General features: G+C 43.9%; 17 protein-coding genes and 1 pseudogene. 11 read left to right on the forward strand and 7 right to left on the reverse strand.

All coding sequences use genetic code 11. The features are described 5' to 3' along the window. Window positions 1-14 precede the first annotated feature (14 nt). The 4 genes from BLQ81_RS02920 (at window position 15) to BLQ81_RS02935 (ending at window position 6434) form a co-directional block, all read left to right on the forward strand. The gene (locus BLQ81_RS02920) at window positions 15-3302 is read left to right on the forward strand and encodes a BamA/TamA family outer membrane protein (RefSeq protein ID WP_092728458.1); all 3288 of its coding nucleotides are present in this window, start codon (window positions 15-17) and stop codon (window positions 3300-3302) included. A gap of 13 nt (window positions 3303-3315) precedes the next feature. Then, window positions 3316-4194, forward strand: a complete 879-nt coding sequence (locus BLQ81_RS02925) for a YicC/YloC family endoribonuclease (RefSeq protein WP_092728459.1) — start codon at window positions 3316-3318, stop codon at window positions 4192-4194. 487 nt (window positions 4195-4681) lie between these two features. Beyond that, the gene (locus tag BLQ81_RS02930; protein ID WP_092728460.1) at window positions 4682-6082 is read left to right on the forward strand and encodes an aminopeptidase P family protein; all 1401 of its coding nucleotides are present in this window, start codon (window positions 4682-4684) and stop codon (window positions 6080-6082) included. A gap of 160 nt (window positions 6083-6242) precedes the next feature. Next, window positions 6243-6434 carry a hypothetical protein gene (locus BLQ81_RS02935; RefSeq protein ID WP_092728461.1) on the forward strand — a complete coding sequence of 64 codons (192 nt, stop codon included), beginning with the start codon at window positions 6243-6245 and terminating at the stop codon, window positions 6432-6434. 215 nt (window positions 6435-6649) lie between these two features. Here BLQ81_RS02935 and BLQ81_RS02940 read toward each other — a convergent pair whose 3' ends face one another. After that, entirely contained in the window at window positions 6650-8218 is a 1569-nt protein-coding gene (locus BLQ81_RS02940; RefSeq protein ID WP_092728462.1) for a sulfatase family protein, read from the reverse strand. A gap of 244 nt (window positions 8219-8462) precedes the next feature. Between BLQ81_RS02940 and BLQ81_RS02950 the strand changes: the two genes are divergently transcribed. Continuing rightward, entirely contained in the window at window positions 8463-9338 is an 876-nt protein-coding gene (locus BLQ81_RS02950; protein WP_092728464.1) for a PIG-L deacetylase family protein, read from the forward strand. Window positions 9339-9416: 78 nt separating this feature from the next. Continuing rightward, on the forward strand, window positions 9417-10757 hold the full coding sequence (locus tag BLQ81_RS02955; protein WP_245693148.1) for a hypothetical protein: 1341 nt from the start codon (window positions 9417-9419) through the stop codon (window positions 10755-10757). Window positions 10758-11879: 1122 nt separating this feature from the next. Here the strand turns inward: BLQ81_RS02955 and BLQ81_RS02960 are convergent. The 6 genes and pseudogenes from BLQ81_RS02960 to BLQ81_RS02980 form a co-directional block, all read right to left on the reverse strand. After that, window positions 11880-13349, reverse strand: coding sequence for a CotH kinase family protein (locus tag BLQ81_RS02960; RefSeq protein WP_092728465.1), 1470 nt, complete (start codon window positions 13347-13349; stop codon window positions 11880-11882). A 221-nt stretch (window positions 13350-13570) separates the two neighbouring features. Continuing rightward, window positions 13571-13960 (reverse strand): DUF302 domain-containing protein, encoded by a 390-nt coding sequence (locus tag BLQ81_RS02965; RefSeq protein ID WP_092728466.1) that lies wholly within the window; start codon window positions 13958-13960, stop codon window positions 13571-13573. A 112-nt stretch (window positions 13961-14072) separates the two neighbouring features. Further along, window positions 14073-14249, reverse strand: a complete 177-nt coding sequence (locus BLQ81_RS22185; RefSeq protein ID WP_175454159.1) for a hypothetical protein — start codon at window positions 14247-14249, stop codon at window positions 14073-14075. 206 nt (window positions 14250-14455) lie between these two features. Next, window positions 14456-16144, reverse strand: coding sequence for a SusD/RagB family nutrient-binding outer membrane lipoprotein (locus tag BLQ81_RS02970; protein ID WP_092728467.1), 1689 nt, complete (start codon window positions 16142-16144; stop codon window positions 14456-14458). A gap of 21 nt (window positions 16145-16165) precedes the next feature. Beyond that, window positions 16166-18193 carry a SusC/RagA family TonB-linked outer membrane protein gene (locus BLQ81_RS02975; RefSeq protein ID WP_092728468.1) on the reverse strand — a complete coding sequence of 676 codons (2028 nt, stop codon included), beginning with the start codon at window positions 18191-18193 and terminating at the stop codon, window positions 16166-16168. Between the two features lie 7 nt (window positions 18194-18200). After that, window positions 18201-18524 (reverse strand): annotated as a pseudogene (locus BLQ81_RS02980) (MFS transporter); the annotation flags it as partial. Window positions 18525-18700: 176 nt separating this feature from the next. Between BLQ81_RS02980 and BLQ81_RS02985 the strand changes: the two are divergent. The 5 genes from BLQ81_RS02985 to BLQ81_RS03005 all read left to right on the forward strand — a co-directional run bounded on the left by BLQ81_RS02985 (window position 18701) and on the right by BLQ81_RS03005 (window position 25376). Next, on the forward strand, window positions 18701-19795 hold the full coding sequence (locus BLQ81_RS02985; protein WP_092728469.1) for a sialidase family protein: 1095 nt from the start codon (window positions 18701-18703) through the stop codon (window positions 19793-19795). Window positions 19796-19807: 12 nt separating this feature from the next. Next, window positions 19808-20869, forward strand: a complete 1062-nt coding sequence (locus BLQ81_RS02990) for a polysaccharide deacetylase family protein (protein WP_092728470.1) — start codon at window positions 19808-19810, stop codon at window positions 20867-20869. Further along, window positions 20866-22065 (forward strand): sialidase family protein, encoded by a 1200-nt coding sequence (locus tag BLQ81_RS02995; protein ID WP_245693149.1) that lies wholly within the window; start codon window positions 20866-20868, stop codon window positions 22063-22065. The genes BLQ81_RS02990 and BLQ81_RS02995 overlap by 4 nt, the downstream gene beginning before the upstream one ends. Window positions 22066-22067: 2 nt before the next feature. Then, window positions 22068-24266, forward strand: a complete 2199-nt coding sequence (locus tag BLQ81_RS03000; protein ID WP_092728471.1) for a hypothetical protein — start codon at window positions 22068-22070, stop codon at window positions 24264-24266. Between the two features lie 579 nt (window positions 24267-24845). Continuing rightward, window positions 24846-25376, forward strand: coding sequence for an RNA polymerase sigma factor (locus tag BLQ81_RS03005; RefSeq protein ID WP_092728472.1), 531 nt, complete (start codon window positions 24846-24848; stop codon window positions 25374-25376). The last annotated feature ends 175 nt before the right edge of the window (window positions 25377-25551 follow it).

Genomic DNA, 25551 nt, shown 5'->3' on the forward strand with positions numbered 1-25551 from the left:
CAATCCTGATCCGAATGCGATATATAGTCTTTCGACTTTTGATCTTATGTCTCTTCATCGGAAGTTCTTCCATTTCTTGGGCTCAGTTTGACCAAGAGCGATTTGGTAAAAACCGTATTCAGCACAAAGAACTTCAGTGGTATTTTTATTCGTCCAATAATTTTGAGGTTTACTATTATGATCGAGGGGGTGCTAATGCCAAAATGGCAATTGAATATCTAGAGGCCGAGTTTGATAAACTCACGCAAATGATCGGCTATGTAGCCTATACCAAGCCTAGGATTTATATCTATAACTCTCCTGAAGAAGGTCTTCAAAGTAACCTGAATCTCAATAGTCAGAAATACACTGAAGATGGTCAGACAAGGTTTACAAGACTGATAGCTGAGGTCTCGTACAAAGGGCGAGTGGACCAATTCAAAGCGGATATTATTTATGCCACTTCCAAGGTCATCATCAAGGAGATGCTATACGGCGCTTCGGTTGCTGATGCGTTCCAGGCTAATCTGGTCAATGATTTTCCGGCTTGGTATATTGACGGGGCGGCACTTTATCTTGCCAAAGGTTGGAGTAGGGAAATGGATGACTTCATCCGGCAATATTTAAGAGATAATAAAAATCCGAAAATCCTGAATCTAACAGGAATAGAGGCCGGTTTGGTAGGACAATCCATCTGGAATTACATCTCTGAAAAATATGGCCGTAGATATGTCTCCAGTATACTCAACTTATCACGAATCAATAGAAACGAGGAAAACAGCATAGCCAATACGATTGGTGTAAACGCGAAGGTGTTTTTTGAAGACTGGAAAAACTATTATCTAAAAATTAATGAACCCGTCTTTGCCTCCTTCAAAAGCGTTTCTCCAGAGTCGGCAATCGCAAGAACATCTTCAAGGGTAGATGGTGCAATCAGCGACATTAAATTTAGTCCCGATGGACTTTTGCTCGGATATGTGCTCAACAATGCCGGGAAATTTAAAGTAATTGTACGAGATCTCTCCAATGGTACCGAGCAGACCATTTTCCAGGGAGGAGCAAGCTATGATGAACTTTCTCCTAATCTGCATTCTCCGATCATAGCCTGGAGAGACTCTGCTAATTTGGCAATAGCTTCCTTCAAGAGAGGTTTTACGACTTTGAGACTTCGGTCGATTGACGGATCAAATCAGGATAAGATTTTTCTTAGAAATATCACTCAGATCTTAAGTCTCGATTTTAATGAATCAGGCAAGAATATGGTTCTTTCAGCCATCTCCAATGGAAAATCTGATATTTATACACTCAATGTAAGGGGCCAAGGCAAACGGCTGACAAACGATATTTTTGATGATTTAACTCCTGTTTTTCTGAACGATTCAGTCATTGTTTACTCATCAAATTACGTGGTTTTTCCTGATTCAGTCTTGACGGCTACTCCTGATATTAATGTTTTACCTAATCAGTATAACCTGATTAGAGTGGATGTATTGAAGGATACCACCATTTTCACAAAGCTCACTAACTCCAATAGCAAAAACATCCATCCGCGTAGATTAAACAGTAATACCCTGCTCTACTTGAGTGATTTGAGCGGAATCACGAATTTGATGCGTTTCAGCATCGGTAATCAGGTTTCCAATCAAATATCAGCGTTTGACAAGAGCATAGAGGTTTTTGACGTGACCAGCAGAATGAATAAAATAGCCTACGCGCTGAGAAGTGGGAAAGAATCACTTTTGTATGTGGAAGGCTATAGTGGCGTGGACCAATTTACTCCCAGTACGCCCCGGGTCCAACTCGCTCAAGCTAAAGACTTAAACGAACGCTTGGCAGCGAGGAGATTGCTCGAGCAAAGAACAAATGCTGCAGCGCAATCGCCATCAATACCCGCTCCAATTCAAGAGCCTGCACCAATCGATACACTTCAAATAAACAGGACTTCTTCAATTAATCTGGATCGATTGAGATTTGAGTCTGGAAAAGGTATCGATACAGAAAATTACACTTTTGACACGCTTCCACAGCTTAAAACCCCAGCAGAAACTAACCGTCCTGATTTGACGCGAACGAATCTCCTGGAATCTTTCAGAAGGCAATCTTTACAAAAGAGGGTGACGGGGCCAAGGAGAATGGAACCCCAGTTTTTCACCAATCATATCAATACCAGGGCCGTTGTTGATCCACTTAGAGGGTTTGGCATCAGCCTCAACGGGAAAATGAGTGATGTTCTCGATAATCACATTTTTTCTGCCGGGATAATGACTGCATTGAATTTTACTTCCGGAGGAGATGTTTGGTTTGAATACGATTATTTGAAAAGTAGACTTGATTTTAGAGGTAGGTTTGACAGAAAAACCATCCGAGTTTCTGAAAATGATATCTCTTTTCAAAAGTATGTATTGACCCAAATTGAAGCGGGTGTTTCCTATCCTTTAAATATCAATTCGAGATTTTATGTTGCGCCCTTAATTGCAAAAACCCAATATTTTAATCTAAATGCAGATTCCTTGATCTTTGGCCAAGTTCCCGATCAAAACCGTTTGGACGTCAATTATGCCGGAGGAAAGGCAGAATTTGTTTACGATCGAACGGAGCCAATGGGACTTTATTCCTTTACTGGTCTAAAAGCCAAGGTTGGCTTTATGCATTACCAAGGCTTGAATCATGCGAATCGTTCATTCAGTAATTTTTACTTAGATCTTCGCAATTATCAAAAGATTCACAAAAACATCACCTTGGCCTCCAAGCTATATGTAGGGTCTTTTATGGGGAAAAATCCACAAAATTACCTCATTGGCGGAATGGACAATTGGTTGTTTAATGAGTTTTACAATCCACCATCCAACAGACCCGAACCTTCTCCGGTGAGAAATCCCTCCGGCGCGGAAAATTCAAATATTCTCTTTGCTGATTTTGTAGATCTAAGAGGATATGACTATGACGAAATCAGGGGTAGAAACGTGATTACTTTTACTACAGAATTAAGAATTCCGCTATTCTCATATCTGTCCCGAGGTAATATTACTTCCAACTTTGTAAGAAACTTCCAGCTAGTCGGGTTTTATGATATCGGATCTGCATGGAATGATTTTGCACCATGGGAGCGTGTCAATGATCAAAACACAGAAGTGATCAATACACCGGGGTCCCCTTTTGTGGTGGTGCTCAACAATTTCAATAATCCATGGCTCCAAAGTTATGGAGCGGGATTGAGGACTGTTTTAATGAATTATTACGTCAAATTCGACGTAGCCCGTCCAATCCGAAATTATGAGACCGAAAACCTGAAGTTTTACTTTACTTTAGGTTATAATTTCTAATTGCTAATAATTTATGATCAAATCAATGACCGGCTTTGGTGTTGCCGGATTTGAGAATGAGCAAATGATGATTCAAATCGAAGTTCGGTCGCTCAACTCAAAAATTTTGGATTTATCCATCCGTAGCCCACGACAATTTTCTGATAAAGAGTCTGAAATTCGGGGATTAGCCCAATCCATTCTAGATCGTGGAAAAGTAAGTGTCTCCATCGAATTTGTTCCGAGAGGAAGTGAAAATCTTCCCATCACAATTAATCAGGGCCTTTTTAAGGCTTATTTTGAGGAATTCAAAAACCTGGCTGAGTTAGTTGGGACTCCTTCAAATGACTTATTTAAGCTTGCCTTACAGTCTCCAAATGTAATCACTTCGATTCCAATGGAAAGAGAAGATGGTGATGATTGGGAGCAGACTAAATTGGTGTTGGAAGAAGCGTTGAAAAAATGTGACGGCTTCAGAATAGACGAGGGCGCTTCATTGTATTCCAAACTCGAGGAAAATATTACGGTGATCAGATCCGCTTTTGAGCGGGTCAAACAGGAGGAACCTATCCGAAAAGAGCGAATCAGACAACGGATCCGCAATCATTTTACCCAATGGATGGATGAGAATTCTTTTGATGCCAATCGATTTGAGCAGGAACTGATCTATTATTTCGAAAAACTTGATATCACTGAAGAGCTCGTAAGGTTAGAAACCCACCTAGATTACTTCATGAAATCGCTGAGCGAAGAAAATGGTCAAGGTAAAAAACTAGGGTTCATCAGTCAGGAAATTGGTAGAGAGATTAATACCATCGGATCCAAAGCAAATGATGCGGAAATTCAAAAGCATGTCATCCTAATGAAGGATGAACTGGAAAAAATCAAAGAGCAATCACTTAATGTGTTATAGTAAAGGGGCTGTCTCATAACTGTTTCTTGTCACATTGAGTCTTAAATATTCCGGGAACATACAAAAAGGGAATGACAGGGTTTTCCATGCGAAAGGCGGTAGGCAGGGTTGGAGCTTTGGCAAATCTTGTCCCGATAGCTATCGGGATTGGTTCTTTTGGGTCAAGCCAAAAGAACGAAGAAAAAGAATAGGCTAACCAAAATGCGATGGCCTTTTAACTTGTTGAAGGGAAAATAGTAATGCATATAACCGGAATAGAATTTCGAATTATTAATATTTTCAAAACAAAATATACCCTGTCATCGGTAAAAGAGTGAAAGCGGTTACTATTGAACCAGGCCACATTTCGACTTCCTGCCCTCCGGGAGGCGGGTGTTCAATGTGCCATACAGGACTTATGAAACAGCATCTTGGGGGGATTTTAATTCGGAACAAGTCGGGGAAGTCCTATTTAAAAATACAGTAAGTCTCAAATAGAAAAACTTTTATGAATATTTTTCCAAAAGAAACTTACATCGAAAGAAGGAATCAGCTGAAGAAGAAAATGGGCTCCGGTCTGCTTCTTTTTTTAGGAAATGAAGAAAGCAGCGTCAACTTCAAAGACAACTGGTATCCGTTCAGGCAGGACAGTACCTTCCTTTATTTCTTTGGTTTGAATATGCCGGGTCTTGCCGCAATGATCGACATAGACCGGGACGTGGAGATCATTTTTGGAGACAATCTGACTATAGAAGAATCAATCTGGCAGGGATCTCATCCGGCTCTTCTTGACTTGGCATCAGAGATTGGAGTGGAAAAAACAATTTCCAAAAGTGAAATCTCCAAGTTTTTGTCATTATTGGATAACCAGCGCATCCATTTTCTACCTCCCTATCGCCCGGAAAATTCTCAAAAACTTGCCGAATGGCTGGAAAAATCGCCAGTAGAAATTCAGTCACAGGCCTCAGTGGATTTTATCAAGGCCGTTGTTTCCCTCAGATCAGTCAAGTCAGAAGAAGAAATCCAAGAGTTGACCAAAGCGGTGAACATCAGCGTCAGCATGCACAAAAAATTGATGCTTGAAGCCAAACCGGGAATGAAGGAACACGAGCTCCTTGGCTTGGTGACAGGTCAGGTCCTTTCCTTAGGCGGCAGCTTATCTTTTCCACCTATCATTACCATAGACGGGCAAATCCTCCACAATCACAACTATTCCAATACGCTGGTAGAGGGGAAAATGCTCTTGGGGGATTTTGGAGCCGAGTCAGGGATGCATTATGCCGGTGACATCACCCGGACTATCCCCGTGGGTTCAAGATTTACGGACAGCCAACGGGAGGTCTATCAAATCGTACTCCATGCCTATCAGACCGCTGTGGACGCATTAAAACCCGGGATCCGATTTAAGGAAGTTCACCTCCTGGCATGCAGAAAACTGGCAGAAGGGCTTAAAGACTTGGGGCTGATGAAAGGAGATTTGGATGAAGCTGTCAATCAAGGTGCCCATGCCTTGTTTTTTCAGTGTGGCTTGGGACACATGATGGGCATGGATGTCCACGATATGGAAGATTTGGGTGAAGAATATGTGGGATATACCGAGGATCTCAAAAAAAGCACGCAATTTGGGCTGAAGTCACTTCGATTGGGAAGAGAATTGGAAAAAGGATTTGTGCTTACCATTGAACCCGGGATTTATTTTATACCCAAACTGATCGATCTATGGCAGGCCAAAAAATTACACCGCGAATACATTGATTACGAAAAACTGGCTCGGTATCGGGATTTCGGCGGGATTCGGGTGGAAGATGCCTATGTCATTACCGAAACCGGATCAATGCTCTTGGGTGATCCACTGGAAATAGAGATCAAAGCTGTGGAAGGTATCAGGAAAGGAAAAACAAGCTTTTGATTTTCTGCTTCAAAAAGAACCCAGAACCCATTCGTCACTAAAATCCATTTCGAAATCATCATGAATAGAAACAGATTAACTGCAGCTTTATTTTTTTTCATAACAGCATATACCCCTTTCGACGGAATCGCCCAATACGAAGCAAAAAGACCCAAATGAGATGCACAATGTCTATGAAGCTCCTGAATATGCAGCTATACGCAGGGACTCACACGCCAAACTAAAAGAAGTGCGAGCCTCCTATGGGGATTCGGATGAAATGGATCAAAAGTTTATTGACCTTTTCAATTCATACTGGAAAGATGAAGTGCTCCTAAATAAAATTTATAGGAATTCCCTTTTAAATCAGTAGGCGAATTTTCAATGGTTTTTGGCAGGAAGACCGGAGACAGAAGAAGGCCTGAAATTAGATTTAAAGCCTATTTCCAGTATTTGTTTTTATGTACTGGAAAGATAGAGTGAATTCTCAATGGTTAATTTACTAAATACCTAAAAACTAGTATTACTTGGTGAATAGTTTAGACCTGTCAGGTTTTGAAAACCTGACAGGTCTTACTCTCTCCAAATTCAGTCCCGATTTGTGATTTTATTCATCAAATTACTCAATTCAGCAACTTTCTCAGGATATTTCAAAAACAGGTTTTCCTGCTCCCGTGGATCTGATGAAATTTGGTAAAGTTGCCCTGTTGGCCCTACGATTTCCGGGGTAATATGAGCAGGAACCGTAAATCCTCCGGAACCCAAGCCTTCAATGAATTTCCAGTCAACAACGCGAATTCCATACAGGTTTCCCGAGGAGTGATGAACCATGTCATTGCGATGCGGCTTGTCCCACTCAGCCCGAAACACCTGTGAAAAACTCTCACTGTCTCTGCCTTGATTTTCGGAAGATACCAGCCCAAGCAAATCAGACAGGGTAGCAAAAAAATCAGTCAGACTCAGTAAATGAGGGTATTGGGCATTTCCTGGAATTTCCTCCGGCCAGGACATAATCAATGGAATCCGGTGACCCCCATCCCATACGTCGCCTTTTTGGCCTTTGGTTCCGGAATTGGAATTGTGTCCCTGAAGTTTGATCTCTTCCTCCGGCCAATAGGCACCGTTATCACTGGCAAATATGATTAGGGTATTTTCATCGATCTTGTTTCGAATCAAGGTTTCCCTGATCTGCGCTACGATATCATCGATTTCCATTACAAAATCTCCATACAAGCCGATATCCGATTTCCCTCTAAATTTATCCCCTGGCATCCAGGGTGTATGCGGCCCGGTCAATGGCAGGTATAGGAAAAATGGCTGAGCGGCGTTTTTGCTCACCTGACTATCGATAAAGGCGATTCCTTCCCTGACAATGGTAGATTGGCAGGTTTCTATTCGGAATGATTTGGACATTTCTCCCTGTCTCCACCAGACCCCCTTCTCCCAATATACAGCTAAGCTATCCGTATGCTTTTTGTCCCAGGCATATAGGGCACGCTCTTTTCTGACCGGATATACTGATGTGGTCAGCACGATGTCCGGATCAATTACTTTATGATTTCTGAGAAAAACATAAGGCGGAATATCCAGGGAAGCGGGATGAATGAAGGAGTAATCAAATCCAACATTGTTGGGACCTTTCTTGACTTCTTTGGAATAATCGACATTCGAGTACCCTGTCTTTTGATCAAGCTTAGCCGGCAAGCCGTCTTTGGTTTGCCAATCAAGTCCCAAGTGCCATTTGCCAATGACAGCAGTCGCATAGCCGGATTTTTTAAGAGTCGAAGCCAAGGTCTCTCTTTCTTCCTCAATCACCGGCCGATCGAATCCTCCGATTCCGTAAGCAGCTGTTTTTGATCTGAAAGCATAGCGTCCTGTCAGCAATCCATACCGGGAAGGAGTACAAACGGATGCACTTGAATGGGCATTGGTAAAGGAAATTCCTTGTTGTACCAGCTTGTCGAGCGAGGGTGTTCGAATCTTGGAATCAGGATTTAAGGTGCTGATATCCCCGTAACCCATGTCATCGGCAAGGATTATTATAATATTAGGCGACTTTGCTGACACCGCTTTCTTTTGCGCCAAACAAGGATGTACCAGCCCAATCAGGATAAATATTAATCTGAAAAAACCAAAACTACTGTTTTTTAATTGCATGAATTATTCGTGACAACAAACTTTAAAGGAATATACGCTTTCTTATGAACAGTCGAAATCTCTTCAGGTTTTGGGCAAGAAACTTATACCTCATCAATTGCTGCATCCGACAAAAAAATCAAAATCTATCGTTCGTACCTCAGGGCTCTACCAGACAACAATTAATCAACAATAAAATTGGGATCCTCAGAATATTGGTTTTAACCAATGTTTTCTTTAGCTTTTTCTTTCAAAATCAAAATCCATGAAACCATTCTTAAGCCTATTTCTATTTCTGACTTTCCTTTTTCAGCAAGTATCCTTCTCCCAGGAAAAACCACTCCGCATCATGTTTATCGGAGCTCACCCGGATGATTGCGATATCAAAGGAGGAGGCACTGCCGCCCTCTTCGCTGCCATGGGCCATCAGGTGAAGTTTCTTTCTATCACCAACGGAGATGCCGGACATATGGAAATGGGTGGCGGAATGCTCGCCAAGCGACGCTACGCAGAAACTCAAGAAGTGGCCAAGCGATTGGGCATCACCTATGATGTCCTGGACAACCATGACGGCGAACTCCTGCCCAATTTGGAAATCCGCCTGGATGTGATCCGGAAAATACGCGAATGGGATGCCGACGTGGTGATTTCGCACCGATCCAATGACTACCACCCTGATCACCGCTATACCGGGATTCTGGTGCAGGATGCAGCCTTTATGGTTGGTGTTCCCAACATCGCCGCTGATACTCCTCCCCTTCGCAAAAATCCAGTTTTCCTGTACTATCAGGATAATTTTCAGAAACCCAACCCCTTCCATCCACACATTGCCATCGACATCACATCTGTGATTGACAAAAAAATAGATGCCTTGGATGCCCATGTGTCGCAGTTTTACGAGTGGCTTCCCTGGATCGCCAATGATCCCGATGTCATCCCTGCCGGAGCGGCAGAACGCAAAGCATGGCTGAAATCCAAGCGCACTTCAGCACCGAATCCAAGTGTGATGAAAGCCTTGGAAGAATGGTATGGGAAGGAAAAAGCAGCTCAGGTGAAATTTGCTGAAGCCTTTGAGATCTGTGAATACGGAACTCAGCCCAATAAAGCCGAGATAATAAGACTGTTCCCGATGTTGCGATAGGTTACCTACAAAAATCCATGCACTATCCTTGTCAAATTTGGAAGTTTTGAAAAATTGAAAAAATCTACTCTAATCACTATGGATACTATTAAAAACCCGACCTACCCTGTCCTTTTTCTTTTATCCCTGATTTTTCAATACTCTTGTAGTCAGAGAAGTGCTTCCAACGAAGAAGAAATCTTTGGAATCGACTTCAAAACTCCAAAATTCAGATTAGTAGAAACTGACACCTTTTTCTTCAACAACTTCGTGGATTGCAACATGGCAGAAGCTTGGATTGGGGATACGCTGAGAATTTTTCCCGGAAAATATGGTGAAGATCCGGTTTGGGGGTTTTCGGATGAACTCAAATTTGCAAGTGGAGCAAATGCTGATGAAGTTTTCAGCACTGCGGCTTCGGAATACATTGCCCCTACCATTACAAAAAATGCCCCTATTGGTCAGCCCGGACTTCATGGAGCTGTCTGGTTTGAAACAGTCTATCAGGACTCCAAAGATCCAAGCGGACAAACACTTTACGCCATTTACCACAACGAAAATTATCCGGAGACCCTTCCATTTAACCCGAAAACAGGCGAAGGATATATCGATAAAAATTGGCCTCTTGGGCTGACAGACAGAATCACACCAGCAGCTGTTCCCAGAATCGGAATAATGAAATCAACTGATGGTGGCTGGAATTGGGAAAACAAAGGGCTCTTACTTGAAGACAAACAAGATCGAATGATCCTCAAACCTCACAATACGTCCAAGACTTTTGCCGGCGGTGTTGGAGATCCCTCTGCAGTGGCAGTTGGAGATTATTTATACCTTTTCTATGGTGAATATGGCTATCCTGCGACCTATGACTCCCTTAATTATGATCCTCAAAAAGAATGGGAAGGCCAATGTATCAGCGTTGCACGAATCCGAATCGATGAGCTGGAGAATCCTCAAGGTAAGGCTAGGCGTTGGGACGGAGTCGGATTTAATGCCGATTGGGATGGAATCGGAAAGCCAGTTTCATCACTGCAAATTCAGAGAACAGAAGGCGGTGGCCCAGCTTCTTCACCAACAGGGGGATTCCATTGGGGTCCATCTGTAAGTTGGAATACCTACCTCGAGTGCTGGGTTATGCTCATGGGAAAAGTGGAGGGACAATCCTGGATAGGGGATGAGTTATACATTTCATTTAATCCTCATAAAGAACTCGGGGAAGGAGCAAACTCTCAAGCCTGGACCAAGCCTGAGTTATTGGTAACAAAACCTGGACATGTACTTTGGTATCCATCCCTTCAGCCTTTGAATACGCCCGATGATATTAAGAATAAATACACAAGTTTGAAATTAGGGCAAAAAGCAAGGCTTTTCTTCAAATATTCGGATCTTGGTAAATACATGTCAGAATATATTATTGAATTTGAAAAACCAAAATATTAAATCTGATTATCCGCAATCCTGCCAGTAATTAAGAAATATGCTATAGAAGTTGCGGATAATCGTCCACAGACGACGGTCGACGGTCCGCAGCATGTTCTAAGGAACTTCAAACGATATTTAACAGGGATACTGGTAAAAAAGCGGATATACAAAATATTAAATATGTATGTACGGAACTTTGCCAGTAGATTTTGAATAGACTTAAAATTACCTGAAAACACCAAAAGTTAGGCTTCATCGGACATCGGACACCCGACATCCGGCCCAAATGAGTTATTAAATTTGCTTACTGGCAGAATAGCGTATAATCATAATATTAAAATTATTCAACCCAAGTCCCAAATGAAATCAAAGCCTAGATCTGGGATTTTTTGGTTCTCCGCACTCCTGTTTTCCATTTCCTCATTTGCGCAAACAACAAGCGAATGGTTGCCGGGGAAAAAACATCAATCTTCTACCATTCTTGCTGATTATGTACACTAGCCTGACTCGCCTTTTCGATATGAACTCATGAAGACTATCAAGGTCATTTTGTTGAAGTGACTTTCCCCGGTAAATTACCGTTTAAAATTACATCCGGTATTGAGGTTCTGCCTCGAACATATCCCTTTGAGAATTATGTGCCTGTCAAAAAAATGAGCTCGGTAAATTAATATCCGCACCTTTTAAATCGTAATCACCATTACTTTCATCGGTTTATAATTTGATTTTTATGGTCTGATAGAATGCCCTGATCCCCCATAGTTATCGGGGCATCCCCCTGAGTGATCCCGTAAATACGGGATCATGCTCGATTTCATCTGTTTATAATTGATTTTTTATGGTCAGATGGAATCTCGCATGGTATATAATCATCCCTCTGTGTGACACCGAAAGGGTCATGCTTGATTTCATCTGTTTATATTTTGTTTTTTAATGGTCAGATGGAATGCCCCGGATAATCATTCCCCTGTGTGAGAAGCCTTTCTCATGGGCATTTCATCTGTTTATAATTTGATTTTTATTGGTCAGATGGAATCTTCGCATGAATTATAATCATCCCAGTGTGTGACGCTTTGGGTCATGCTTGATTTCATGTATTTATAATTCGACTCTCAATGAGCAATTTTCAATGGACAATTCTCACCATCCTCCAATCTGCCCATCCATCCAGGATGACCGATCAATCAGGAATTGTTTAAGGCTCTGAATGGACTGATCATAGTTGACTCCGATTCCTTGGTCCCATTTTGCATAGTTGCGCTTCACTGCACCGTTTTTCTGTAATAAGGCAACCATTTCATCCACAGTGGATGCGAGCGTAGCTGTACTCAATTCACTTTTTCTCAGAGCTGTCCATCTCTCTTTCACCGCTCTCTTAAACTGAGGATCTGCCAAAAGCCTGTCCCACCAAAAGGGAACCATCCAGGGGTCATTTTTGACATAGTCATTGTAATTAATCACAAAATCTGTGTCGGGAATTCGCTTTGCCTCATCAAAGCCGATATTAAAATCCCATACAGGTCCCATGGCAAGCTTTCCGTCTCTGTCTTTTTGTAGAAAAGTACTGATGCGATAGGCGTCGACATTGCGACAGAGCTCATTGATGATGAAATAGTCTACGAAAGATCTTACATCGATGAATTGGGTATATGTCCGTACCTCGATTCCGAAATCGTCGGCCAACAATGCCTTTTCGAAGTCTAAAATGTAATTTGAAATAAAGGTTTTTTGGGCAGGGGTAATGTTTTCAGCATTGGGATATTCGTAATTGAAATAAGTCTCCAAAAATTGCTGTGGATGATAAGGGGGCTGAAAGGCCGGAAAACTGAGCGGTTTCCCAAAAATATCAAAAGCACTTCTAAAACTATTTTGCGAGGTATATCGCGCATCGTCATTCCAATTGCTCATGAAGTAAGACAGAGGCTTCCCGTCATGTTCCGGCCCTGCATCGCTTTTATCTATTTTGAGAATGTAGCCCCCTGTCAGATTTGTTGCTGTGGCATTCAGGGATTTGATATCGATCCGATTGGAATCCCGTTTCAGCTTTTCACAGAAAAAATAGAGCCCAAGGTATTCTCCGTTTACCTCCACTTCTACAAATTTGCCGCGGCTGGCATACTTTCCGATTTTCCGGCTCAACTCATAGGCAAGAGGATTATAAATCAATGATTTATCCCAAATGTATTTATCCTTGAAATTGACCACATGTCCGATCAGTCTCCAGTCCTCCTCCTCCGGCATACCGAAAAATGAAACATCCATCCCTTCTCCTGAGGCATCCACCGTTTCTAAATTGAACCCCCTTTTGTCCGAAAGCCGAAATGAGGTCTTTCCCCTGAACTCGATGTCAATCTTTTGCTCCTGAACCAGTTTTTTGCGTTGATAGATTTTCATCGTAGCCAGCACCCCCGGCTCGTAGGGAATTTCTGCACCTCGGGTGTCAATCACCAAATAGGGCAACTCACTTTGCTCGGTATCAATCGCGAACAGCTGTCCATCATCACCTTTTGATACAGGCTGTTCAAATGGCTCTTTACAATTGACAAAAAGCAAAAGTGAAACTAGCCAAATCAGCCAATAAGAGGAATGAAGCGAACTTTTCTTGCGCATGGATTTATTTTTTCGGGAAAATTAAAACTTCTTAGGCAAAGAGACAGGGAATAGACTTTGACTTTTCAAAAATCCCTGAGTTATTTTGGAAACGTAGCATTCAGAGATAAGTTGAAAAATCCCCCGATCAAAAAATGAAAATAATCACGTATTTGATTTTGCCCAAAACTCCAACTTTTAAAGAAATCCTAGTTCAACAAAGAAGTTTGAAAACATTCTTACTACAGGCTTTCCAGCATACTCATCAACTTACCTCTGACCTCTCCTGCCAAAGGTTCAATTGCAGGATTCTGTACAGCTGACATCGCCGCAATTGGGTCCATAATAGTTACCTCAAACTCTGAATTTCCCAATCCACGGATCGTCACATTGCAGGGCAAAAGCGTGCCGATATGAGGCTCGGCTGTTAAGACTTTATCTGCAAAAACCGGATTGCAGGCCCCCAAAATCAGATAAGGAGGATAGTCCTTGTCTAATTTTTTCTTCATAGTTGCCTGGATGTCGATTTCGGTCAGAATCCCAAAGCCTACCTCTTTTAAGGCGGCTTCCACTTTACTTCTTAAAGAAGCCAAGTCTTGGGATGTTACGGTTTTGGACTGATAGTATGACATGGTATTTTTGGTTTAATGTGTGAAAATTCAGATTCTTTGAAATAAGCAAACGGTATAATTTTGAGGTATGCCCGCAGGGGTGATGTGGTCGTAATTGATTCCTTCCATCAGACTAAATTCCTGAGAAAAAAACTCCTCCACCCACATCGATAATCGGATCTTCTGGAGAAACTTTGGATTTGGCGATGAAATCCAAGGAAATCTGAGGCCTCTCCTGATGCCAGCCTACCTTAGTGGTGTCCTTGGCTTGGTAGATATTTTGCCAATGTTCTACAAGGTTTTGTCCCATAAACCGGTGAATTAATCACCAAGTTGGCTATCAAATAATTGATTTACCGTAACCCAAATCACATAGGGGAAAAAATTCTTAATTCATCGACTTCTTTGGTAGAAATAAAAAACTTGAACTATCCGAAGAGTTTCGGACTTGAAATAAAAAAAATGGGCCCCCGGATAAACCGAAAGCCCGTTATATTTATTCAAAAAAATTAACTTTTACCAAGGCTTATTTGTCCCTTGTGTAATCCAGGTTTTTGACCATTGATTATTAGCTCCGCGACCACCTTCATACGGGGTCACTTCCAGGCGATTGATAGCTTTAGTCACTTCATTGTTATTGAAGTTGATTTCATTGCCACCATAGATAAATCGGACAGGCAATACTGGTTCGGGAGAGGCCGGACCGGGTTTAAGTTCCGGGAAACCAGTTCTTCGGAAGTCAAACCAAGCCTCCCCGGCGTTGGTCCAGCTAGCGATCCATTTTTGCTCAATGACTTGCTTGATAGTGCCATTGAATTTTACTTTTGGCTGCACGATAAAGTCAGCAAATCTGATTTCTACACCCCAAGTTTTGAGTGAGGCCCGGATTCCATTTTGATAGTGGCTTTCTGCATTTCCTGCCGAATAACCTTTCAAAGCCGCCTCAGCCAAAATAAAATATACTTCCGAGGCAGAAATAATTCTTGCTTTAAGCAGGGCATGTTTAGCCTGACGATATACATCGGCCAGTTGTGAGGCATGTTGATTTTCCAGCGTTTGACCCGGAGTTGGGTTTCGATTATGCTCAGATGGTGCTACCAGTCCGGGTGGTAAACCCACATAGTTGCGTGTGTCCAGCTTATATCCTAAAAGATCGGGGTTATAATGCCGTGTAAACTTATTTCCTGCTGCAATTTGGGCTACATATTGATCATCTGTAAGTGACACAGTGCCTTGCTGGAGTACTCCATTTCTCCGGATAAAAGGGTCTGTTGCAGTGCTTAGTGTTTTATCCTCTACCCATTGGCAGTGAACTTCTCTAAACCAAACCCGAACTCTTGGGTCCTGATTTTCCAACATCGGATTGAGAAGGGTAGTACTAGGTTTCAGTCGTCGAAAGTTTGAACCGGCATCAAATGACGCGGCAGTTGGCCAAGAATCTCCAGCAGAAGCTCCGATGAAATCCATCACCACGTCCTCAGAGGCATCCGAAATGTAGACTCCCGAACTTACCACCTGCTCGACTCCGGATTTGGCTAGTGCAGGAATTTTTTCAGACAAACGCATGGAGTATCGAAGTAGCAGCGAATTGGTGAATTTATGCCAGCGAGTCACATTGCCCCCAAAGTAAACATCATACTGCGCAATCACTGAGGCGTTATTTGCAGATGCAAAAATGACTGAGGCTGCCTTTAGATCTTCAATAATCCCCCTATAAATCACTTCCTGACTATCAAATGCAGGTAACTGATTTTCAAGTCCAGGCTGACTGCCTTGCAGTGCTTTGGTATAAGGAGCATCGCCCCACAGATCTGTAATCATCCCGAAAATCAAAGATTTCATCGTCAACCCAACAGCTTTGTGAAAAGGTGAATTAGTCTCTTCAGCCCGCTGGATCATAAATTGATTGGTTCGAAGAAGACCATACCAACCGCTCCAGTCCTGCAAGCCCCAATCGTAGTGATTGTGTCCTCCATTCCAGCCATCTTTTTGTGTATGCTGGACTACCCCAGCCAAATCCTGATAACCCAGATTAAGAATGTTCTGCCCTACTCCGACCAAAACCGTAGGCATCAGCATGTTCACATTCGCATTGGATGGAGAGACACCGTTAGGGTTATCGTTGATTTCATCAAGGTCTTTACATCCTCCTACGAGAGAAAAAACCAAGACCAAGGTTCCTAATTTTATATTTAAATTGTTCATGACTTGTGATTTTTCAGGTGATTAAAAGTTTGCGCTGAACTTGAATCCAAATGGCATGGTCCAAGGATTGACATTTTGAAGCTCAATACCCTGCCGGAAAAGATTGGCCGAGTCTCCTTGCTTAGAACCTGTTACCTGGAAAGCACGCTCCGGATCGATACCGATGTCAGCCTTGGTCCACAGGATCAGGTTTCGGGTATACACCGAGATATGAGCACTTTGAAACCCTTTGAGATTGGGAAGCTGATACCCTATGGAAAATTCACGCATTTTCAAAAAAGAAGCATCGAAAGTAATCTGCTCGTTATAACTCCAAGGGTAGCCTGAGGAGGCAGGATAAATCCGGGTACCCGGTCCCCCGAGATGCTCCACATATTCCCCGTTAGAATTGAGGATAACTCCAGGCACAAATACTCCATCATATCCGGGAGCTCCCATATTGACCGGCATTCCTCCTGTTGCCTGGGTATATCCACCTACTCTCGGGAAATTCCCGTTTCGGGGGATAATGTATTTTCCCGGATTTGACTTGAGCAGCTTGCTCAATTCCTCTTGGGAATACAAGCCCCCAGGTATCAGGAGCCCCATCTGTCGGGCAGATTTCCAGTCAGACTCTCCATATCGATAGGTATATGACATAAAGTCCCCCCCTAGTCTGAGGTCAAAACTTGCATCCAAAGTAAATCGCTTATAGCTCAATTTGGATTGAGCTCCGATGATGACGTCTGGATTGAAATTCCCCACTTTCCGACGATCTTCCCGACCATTTTTCGGAATCCAAGAACCATTGGCATTCAAAATCGGCCAACCGTAATACGGAGAGTTTTTATCCTCCACTGTAGCAAATCCTCTACTGTACAAATCGCCGATTTGCCCCCCTACAAAAGTGGAAGCACCTCCATTATTATCCTCCCATAAGGTGATGAAGTCCATGCCGTCAGCCAGCCTATCCAAGGTAGTCCGGATTCGCGTAAAGTTGGCGTTTACATCCCAAGTCAGGCCGTTTGTACGCTTAATCGGCGTAACACCGATCTGGATCTCCCAGCCTTTTGATGAAATCAGACCTGCATTGACCTGCTTCTGTGCAAACCCTGATGAAGCCGGGGTAGGAACGCTCAGAATTTGGTTTTCATTTTTCTGGTAAAAGTAGGTTCCCTCGAATCTCACCCGATTATTCCACAGGTTGAAATCTAAGCCCAACTCCTGTGAGGTATTTATCTCCGGTTTCAAATTAGGATTAAGGAGAGTCCCGGGGTAATTGGTAGTAATGAGGGTGCCCCAATTGGAAGTTCCTAAGATCGGATCCAAAGCGTAAGGGTTGGTATCGTTGCCTGCTTGCGCAAAACCAGCTCTAAACTTCAGCATTGAAATGGATTCCGGAAGATTGAAGGTGTAGTTTGCAAGCCAGCTGAGCGATACTGAAGGGTAAAAATAGGATCGGTTATTGGCAGGAAGTGTACTGGAACAGTCGTTTCTACCCGATATATCCAAGTACAATTGATCCATATAACCCAATGAAGCAACTCCAAAAACAGAATAAATGGCTTTTTCGGAATCAAAATTGGAATACCTCAAACCTGTATTGGGAATGTTGCTGATTCGATACAGTCCCGGTACGATCAGGCCAGCATTAGGAGCGCTCCCCATGTAGTTGTCCCGATAAAACTGCCGCATGATGTTACCCCCTCCATTTAACGAAAGGTTGAATTTGGAAAAGGACTTGGTATAGGTGGTCAGAAATTCAATATTGCTTTCTGTTCGTCCGATATCCTGCAGGTGATAGGCACCTCTTCTTTCCCGGGTGTAGGACCAAGGAATTTTGGTTTCCCTGTTTTCAGTATAGGTATCCAGCGTCATTCTTACATAGGAGGACAGGGTCTCTGTCCACTTATAGTCCATTTTGACATTTCCAAAAACCCTGTCTCTGACGAATCCATTATTGATTCCATAGGCAATGAAATAAGGATTATCATGATTGACGGAAACAGTTTTCTGTTGAATCCCCTCCTGTCCTTCCAGCCAGTAATCTTTGAGATCATTAATATTCACATGGGACCATGCCTACTCCGATTATAAAGAGGGAAATCAAGGCAAACTGAAACTCCGGATTAAGTGCAAAAATCAAAGCTCCCAAGGCCCCCAGGAAAAACGCCGACATAAGGATACGCTTTTCCCGATATTTCTCTACCAATAGTCCCGATGGCAAAGACATCACTCCATACGCAACAAAAAAAGAAAAAGGTAAAAATCCCGCTAGTCCCAGGCTCAGAGAGAAACTCGAAATCAGATCCGGAATGATCGGCCCAAGGATATTAGACATCAGCGAAATGACGAAAAATATCAAAAAGATCAACAGCAGGATCAGGGCTCGTTGTTTCATAGTGCCGGGATTGAGGGTGTGCACCGTCAATATACAAAAGCCCAGAAGTAAAAAAATCCTGACTGGGCAGGAGATTTGATTTTTAGCATTAAAATAAAATTTCGACAAAAGAATAGCCTGATTTGGAAACAATAAAGTAATATTCAAGACAAACCATCCATATTCCCCGATTTCGCATGCATTCAAAAAGGTATTTAGCTTCATTTTCCATGATCCTTGCCAGCCTTGCTTTGGCTTGCTCCTCTCCCAAATCAGAATCTGAATCCAGCGCGATTCCACCCATAGTAACACTTCAGGAAGTAAGCCGGAGCATGATCTTTGATTCCCATCCGGGTTTTGCTCAGGCCCATGCCTCTACTGTGGAGTCTCTCGGAAATGGAAGCTACCTCGTGGCTTGGTTTGGGGGCTCCTATGAAAAACACGACGATGTGGGCATTTGGATGGCCAAAGGAGATGGCAACACCTGGTCTGAACCCCGAGTAATAGCCAAAGTCCGAAATGATCCGCATTGGAACCCGGTGTTTCACAAGGATAAGGATGGCAAAATGATTCTATTCTTCAAAGTCGGCAAAGAAATCGACCATTGGGAAACTTGGACCCAATACTCGGAAGATGCCGGTGAAACTTGGTCCGCCGCCACCGAACTCGTACCCGGAGACAAGGGCGGACGAGGACCCGTTCGAAATCACTTGACCATATTATCAGACGGCACTTGGTTGGCACCCGCTTCCCATGAATTGAACAAAGTCTGGAATGCCTTTGTCGACCGCAGCACCGATCAGGGAAAAACCTGGGAACGTACTCCCTATTTCGAAATCGACCGAAACCTGATTCCTGAGGAAGGAATAATTCAACCCTCTGCTTGGGAATCCGCTCCTGGCCAAGTTCACCTGTTGATCCGTAGTTCTGCCGGTAAAATCGCCCGTACAGATTCCAATGACGGAGGCAAAACTTGGGCTCCTGTGTACCTCACCGACCTGCCAAATAACAACAGTGCAATTGAAGTCGCTCATCTGGGTGGAGAAAAAATCGCACTGCTCTACAATCCCGTGGAAGGCAATTGGGGCGACCGAAACATCATCGAGTTGGCGATTTCCTTGGACAACGGAAAAACTTGGCCTATTCGACATACCGTGGAAGAAACTCCCGATCCGGATGGTGAGTTTTCCTATCCATCGCTGATTTTGGATGGGAACCATCTGGTCTACACCTATACTTGGAACCGCAAGAAAGTGGCCTTTGGCAAAGTGAAAATCAAAGAACTGAAATAACTACTACCACCGATGAGAAAACACCTTTTTCTATGTCTGCTCACTTGTAACCTCTTTTGGGCAATTCCAAACTCCTCTTTTGGGCAAACCTATGCCGAAAAATTGGGCTACCCCAAGGGTAAAAAAGTGGTTATATTCCATGTAGACGATGCGGGCATGTCCTATGAATCCAACCAAGGCACCATTCAGTCCCTTGATTACGGCATCGCTACCTCTTGCAGCATCATGATGCCCTGCCCGTGGGCAGCTAATTTTATCCATCAGGCCAAAGACCACCCGCATTGGGATTTAGGTTTGCACCTCGTCCTTACCTCCGAGTGGAAAACCTACCGCTGGGAACCTCTTGCAGGGAAAAGTCTGGTCCCCGGACTACATGACCCGGATGGAGCTTTTTGGCACACCGTAGAGCAAGTCGTCCAACACGCCACTCCTGAAGAAGTCTATATCGAACTCAAAGCCCAAATTGACCGGGCGCTGGGACTTGGCCTGAAACCCAGCCATCTGGACTCGCACATGGGGACACTTTTTGCCCATGATAAATTCCTGGAAAAATACATTCAAGTCGGCCTGGAATACGACATCCCGGTGATGTTTCCCGGAGGCAACAATGTGCTCCTGGAAGAAAGCCTCACCGCTCCGATCATCAAAAAACTTAAAGCAGAAGGAAAATACACGGAAGGAATGGCCATCCCCAAACCTGAATTACTTCTAAAAAGCAAAGCCCTTGGTGAACAAGTCTGGAAAAGTGGACTTCCCGTTTTGGATGATTTGCACACCATCAGCGGAGATTGGAAGCCGGAAAAGTCAGCAACACACGCAGAGCTCGGCAAATATAAAGTCGAGCAGTTTAAACGCATCCTCCACAAAATGGAGCCTGGGCTAGCGATGATCATTATCCACAGCATCGAATATTCCGACTTTTTCAAACGGTTTTCAGGCTCGGGAGACTCCCGATACGGGGATCTTTTGGCGATGACGGATCCTGATTTGAAAGCTTTCATCGAGCAAGAGGGAATCATTCTGACTACTTGGAGGGAAGTGATGGAAAGAAGAAAGAACCTCATTCAAAAATGAAAAAAATATTCAAGGCACCCATTCATTGCTGGATAGGTAGATTGGTGATGTGGCTTTGGGCAGGCCCGGTGCTTGCCCAGACCACTCTCCTTCCAAGCGATGTGAATCAGGCTATTTTCCCGCCTCAAGCACTGCATGTCCACGGCAGCAGTTTGGTATATCTTCCTGATGGCGACATTTTGGCTGTCTGGTTTCAAGGCTCTGGTGAGCGAACTGCCGATGATGTACTCCTCATGGGATCGAGAAAATCCAAAACTTCTGATTCCTGGTCTGTTCCTTTTCTCATGGCCGATACGCCTGGCATCCCGGATTGCAATCCGGTAGTATTTCTCAATCAAAAAAACGAGCTTTTTCTGGTGTGGATTGCCGTTTTGGGAAATCGATGGGAGCAGTCTGTGTTGCGGATGCGCCGGAGTACTGATTTCAATAATCCGGGAGCCCCCAATTGGTATTGGCAAGACAATATCCTACTAAACCCCGGAGATGAATTTGTCGAAGAAGTGAAAGCCCGATTCAAGGAACTGCCCGATTCACACCAAGCTTGGGCTGAATATGCCCCTTCCTACGAAAAGCTGATTTTGGAAGCTATTACGGATTCCAGAAAGCGGAGCATCGGCTGGATGACCCGGATCAAGCCTTTGGTCACTGACGAAAAAATCATCCTTCCACTGTATTCTGATGGGTTTAATTTTTCCCTGATGGCCATCTCCGAAGATGAGGGAGAAACTTGGAAACCCAGCAAGCCTGTGGTTGGAAAAGGGCCCATTCAACCGGCATTGGCCAAGCGGAAAAACGGGGACATCGTCGCCATGATGCGAGATTCAGGGGATGCCCCTACGAGGATTCAGCAAAGCATTTCTAAAGACGGAGGCATCTCCTGGACCTCCGCCCAAAAGACCTCCTTTCCCAATACCGCAAGCGTGGAGCTGTTGGTATTGCAGGATGGTCGCTGGTGGATGGTCGGCAATGACCTGGAGGATGGGCGCTATCGGCTGGCGCTTTGGATTTCTCTAGATGAAGGCCAAACCTGGTCCTCCCCGCAATATTTAGCGATTGATCCAGAGAAAAAGGGTGGTTTTTCCTATCCAAGCTTAATTCAGGATTCATCCGGACGAGTTCACCTGAGCTATTCCCGACATCTGCCAATCGGAAAGACCATTCAATACATTCTGCTAGACACTCAAAAAATCCAATAGTTATGACCTTCCGCCTTAGACTGCTCATTTCAAGTCTCTTTTTTCCGTTTTTACTTCAGGCCCAAACTTCCAAACAAGTGCATCAGGACCGGGTATTTCAGCAGGACTATGCTGTCAAATATGTTGGAGAAAATGAAGCGAAAGAGCGTTTCAGTCTGGCAGTGGACCGGAATGGCACCATTCAGATTTTGGAGCAAGGGAAACTGCTCCGGCCGGCCTTTGGGGCCTTCCAGCAGGATGGCAAGTTAGTTGCGGATCAGTCCTATTTGCCTATGAAGGACAAGACTATCCTCGCCATTCTTTCCTATCAGAATCAATTGGTCTATCTCGATGACAATGCAGTGCTGAGCAATGCCTGGGCAGGGGATCTTTACCTGATGCACGACTTAAAAAATCCTCATGCACTGGCAGGAGGAAAGGACATGGATTTTGTTGCGGTAGGTCCAAGTCAGCTTCAATACCTGAAAAAAGGCCAAAAGACCAATCCTATCACGATAAGGGAACCGATTTTGGACATCCGGTTTGACACCAAAAGAAACCGATTTTTGCTTTTGCAGGCCTCGGGAATTACAGCCTATTCCCCGGGCGGAACGCAGATTTCCCCGGTTGCCAAAGGCGAAAAACTCAGCGCTTTTGCCCTGGATAGCCAAAAAGACCTTGCTGTCATCGGGACAGAAAACGGCTATTTCACTCTTGATCTAGCAAACAATCAAGCCGGTACACTTCAGACCAAACTACCTTGGACCGAAATCACAGCAGTGGAGGTGAATGGAACTGACTATTGGTTTGGAAGCAAAAAGGGAGCATTTCGCTTGGATCAAAACGGAACCTTTTCCTATTATTTCGGAGACCGATGGCTTTCCGGGGAGCAAGTTAGGGATATGGCTTTGGACAAAAACCGGGTGCATATCCTGACCGAAAAGGGACTTTCTACCTTGGTTTTTGAAGAAATGACTTTGGCGAAAAAGGCCGAAATTCTGGAAGACCAAGTACGGAAAATGCATATCCGAAACGGATTCAATGCCTCACTTCAGCTCAGCGAAAAAGGCAACCTTAGCTCCGGAAGACTAAAGGACTCTGACAATGACGGGCTTTGGACTTCGATGTATCTGGGAGGACAGGCTTTCCGATACGCCGTCACCAAAGATCCTGAAGCTCTCGCCAACTGCAAAGAGTCTCTTTTGGCCATGGAACGACTTTACACCATAAATCCGGTCGAGGGCTTTCCTTCCCGATCTTTTGAACGAAGTGGCTATATCAATCAGCTTTCGGACCCGGATCGCTGGCAACATGCCTCCGATCCTGAATGGGACTGGAAAGCCACCACAAGCAGTGACGAGGCCATCGGACATGTATTTGTATTTGGCGTATTGGCGGAGATAGTAGATGATCCCTGGATCAAAGCCAAGTCCATTGAGCTCCTCGATGCGCTGATGAATCACATCGTCAAAAATGACATGTACCTCATTGACTACGACGGCAAACCCACCCTTTGGGGCAAGTGGCATCCTGACTATGTCAATGGATTTCCGGTGCAAGTCGGTGATCGCAAGCTCAATTCCTCCAATATCATCGCCATGCTACAGACAGCCTTTCACTTTACCGGAAAGGCGATTTACAAGGAAAAAGCATACGAACTCATGGAAAAACACGGCTATCTCGAGAACCTGATGAGGCCCATGGCAATCATCGGTCAATCCGGTGATGGAAGTGATGACTGGAGCAAAATGCTCTCCGAATCCTGGAATCACTCCGACGACGAAATGTACTTCTTGGGCTATTGGGGTTTGTATCGGTATGCTTTTTCCCCGGAGCTCAAAGCTCAATTCAAGAAATCCATCCTCGACCACTGGGAAGCTGAACGCCCGGAAAAGGAAGCACTTTGGAATATTTTTACGGCGCTAGTTCAGCCTGAACACTTCGATCTCGAGCCTTCCATTTGGTTTCTGGAGCGGCATCCCATCGATCTGATCAGCTGGCACACCCAAAACAGCCATCGCAAAGACATCGCCATCATCCCGGCGAATTTTCGCAGACAGTCCACCGAGACGGTACTTTCGCCTTCCGAAACCCGAATCATGAGGCACAATGCCAACCGGTTTACCCTCGATGGAGGAAGTCAGGGCACGACAGTTTACAGTGCCGGTGACATTTGGTTATTGCCCTATTGGATGGGAAAGTATTTGGGGGTGATTGAGTGAACTAGGATTTGGGAGGAGGCAGAAAGTTGACCGCTGTCGGATGTACGATGTCAGGCTGAACGGAGTCGAAGCCTAGGGTTGGAAGCAGGAAGCGAATTTTAGACCGGTGCCGGATAGCCTGCCCCGTCCGCCGCGGCGGATCGGGGACCGATGACCGATGTGTTGAGCTCCATTCTAAACATATAGAGTCTTTTTAGTACAAAGACCGGAGAGAGAGTGATGAGGTTTTACCAATTCAAACGGTCTAACATCTGGAGAAGCAGGATAACACAGATAAATCAGCGCTCATCAATGTCTCCTGTCTGCACCTAGCAGGTCTGTGGGAAAACTACTTCATTTACAATTTGATAACATCCGAGAGCTTTTATTGAATTTTTTCAAGAAAAGTAAACCGATCTTAGTCAATTTTCACCCAAAATTTATGGAGAAATGATCTTGGGATAATCTATTCATTTTGAATCAAATAGAAACATTTTTACAAAAGTAAAATTTTCGCAAATCGAGGATTTTTATTCGCAATAGGCGTAAAAACTCGGCTGGATTTTTTCAAAATTTCACTTCCTAATCCAGCCCAGCACTATGAATACTTTAGATCCAACTTTATTAAAGGATTTCAAAAATGGAGAAACCCAGGCCATTGAGGATTTCTATTTCCTCTTCAAAAAACCCGTACTGCGCTTTATCCTCTCCATGGTCAAAGACCCCCTGGAATCTGAGGCGATATTTCACGAGGTATTCCTGAAAATCCTGAGAAAACGTTGTGAACTTGAATCCGAAGACCGAATCCGCGCTTATATCTTCACAATTACCAAAAACGAGGTGATTGACTATTTTAAATCTCTAAAGCGGGACCGTGAACGTCTGGAAAATTATTTTATCACAAGAATGCACGAATCCTCACCCGAAATGATAGATGCGGAGGAAAACATTCTAAACAGACTAGAAGGCGCGCTCCATACGCTACCCTTCCAACGAAAAAAAGTCCTTGAACTTTCCTACTATCAGGACAAATCCTATCAGGAAATCGCAGAAGAATTGGGAATTTCGAAAAACACTGTAAAAAACCACCTGATCAAGGCCCGTGTCAACCTCCGCGACCGACTTTCTTGATTAGAAAATGCGATTCAAGACATCAAGAAATTAGCCATTGGAGAGTTCGCAATTGCTAATTTTCTTTTTCTATGAAAAATTCCCTGCTGCAGGCATTTTTGCAACTTTTTCTGCCCCAGCCTATACTAATCCCTTTTTAGAAAATTCATTAAAAACCCCCGATTCACAGCAGGGA

It is taken from the genome of Algoriphagus alkaliphilus (assembly GCF_900103735.1).
GTDB classification, from domain to species: Bacteria; Bacteroidota; Bacteroidia; order Cytophagales; family Cyclobacteriaceae; genus Algoriphagus; species Algoriphagus alkaliphilus.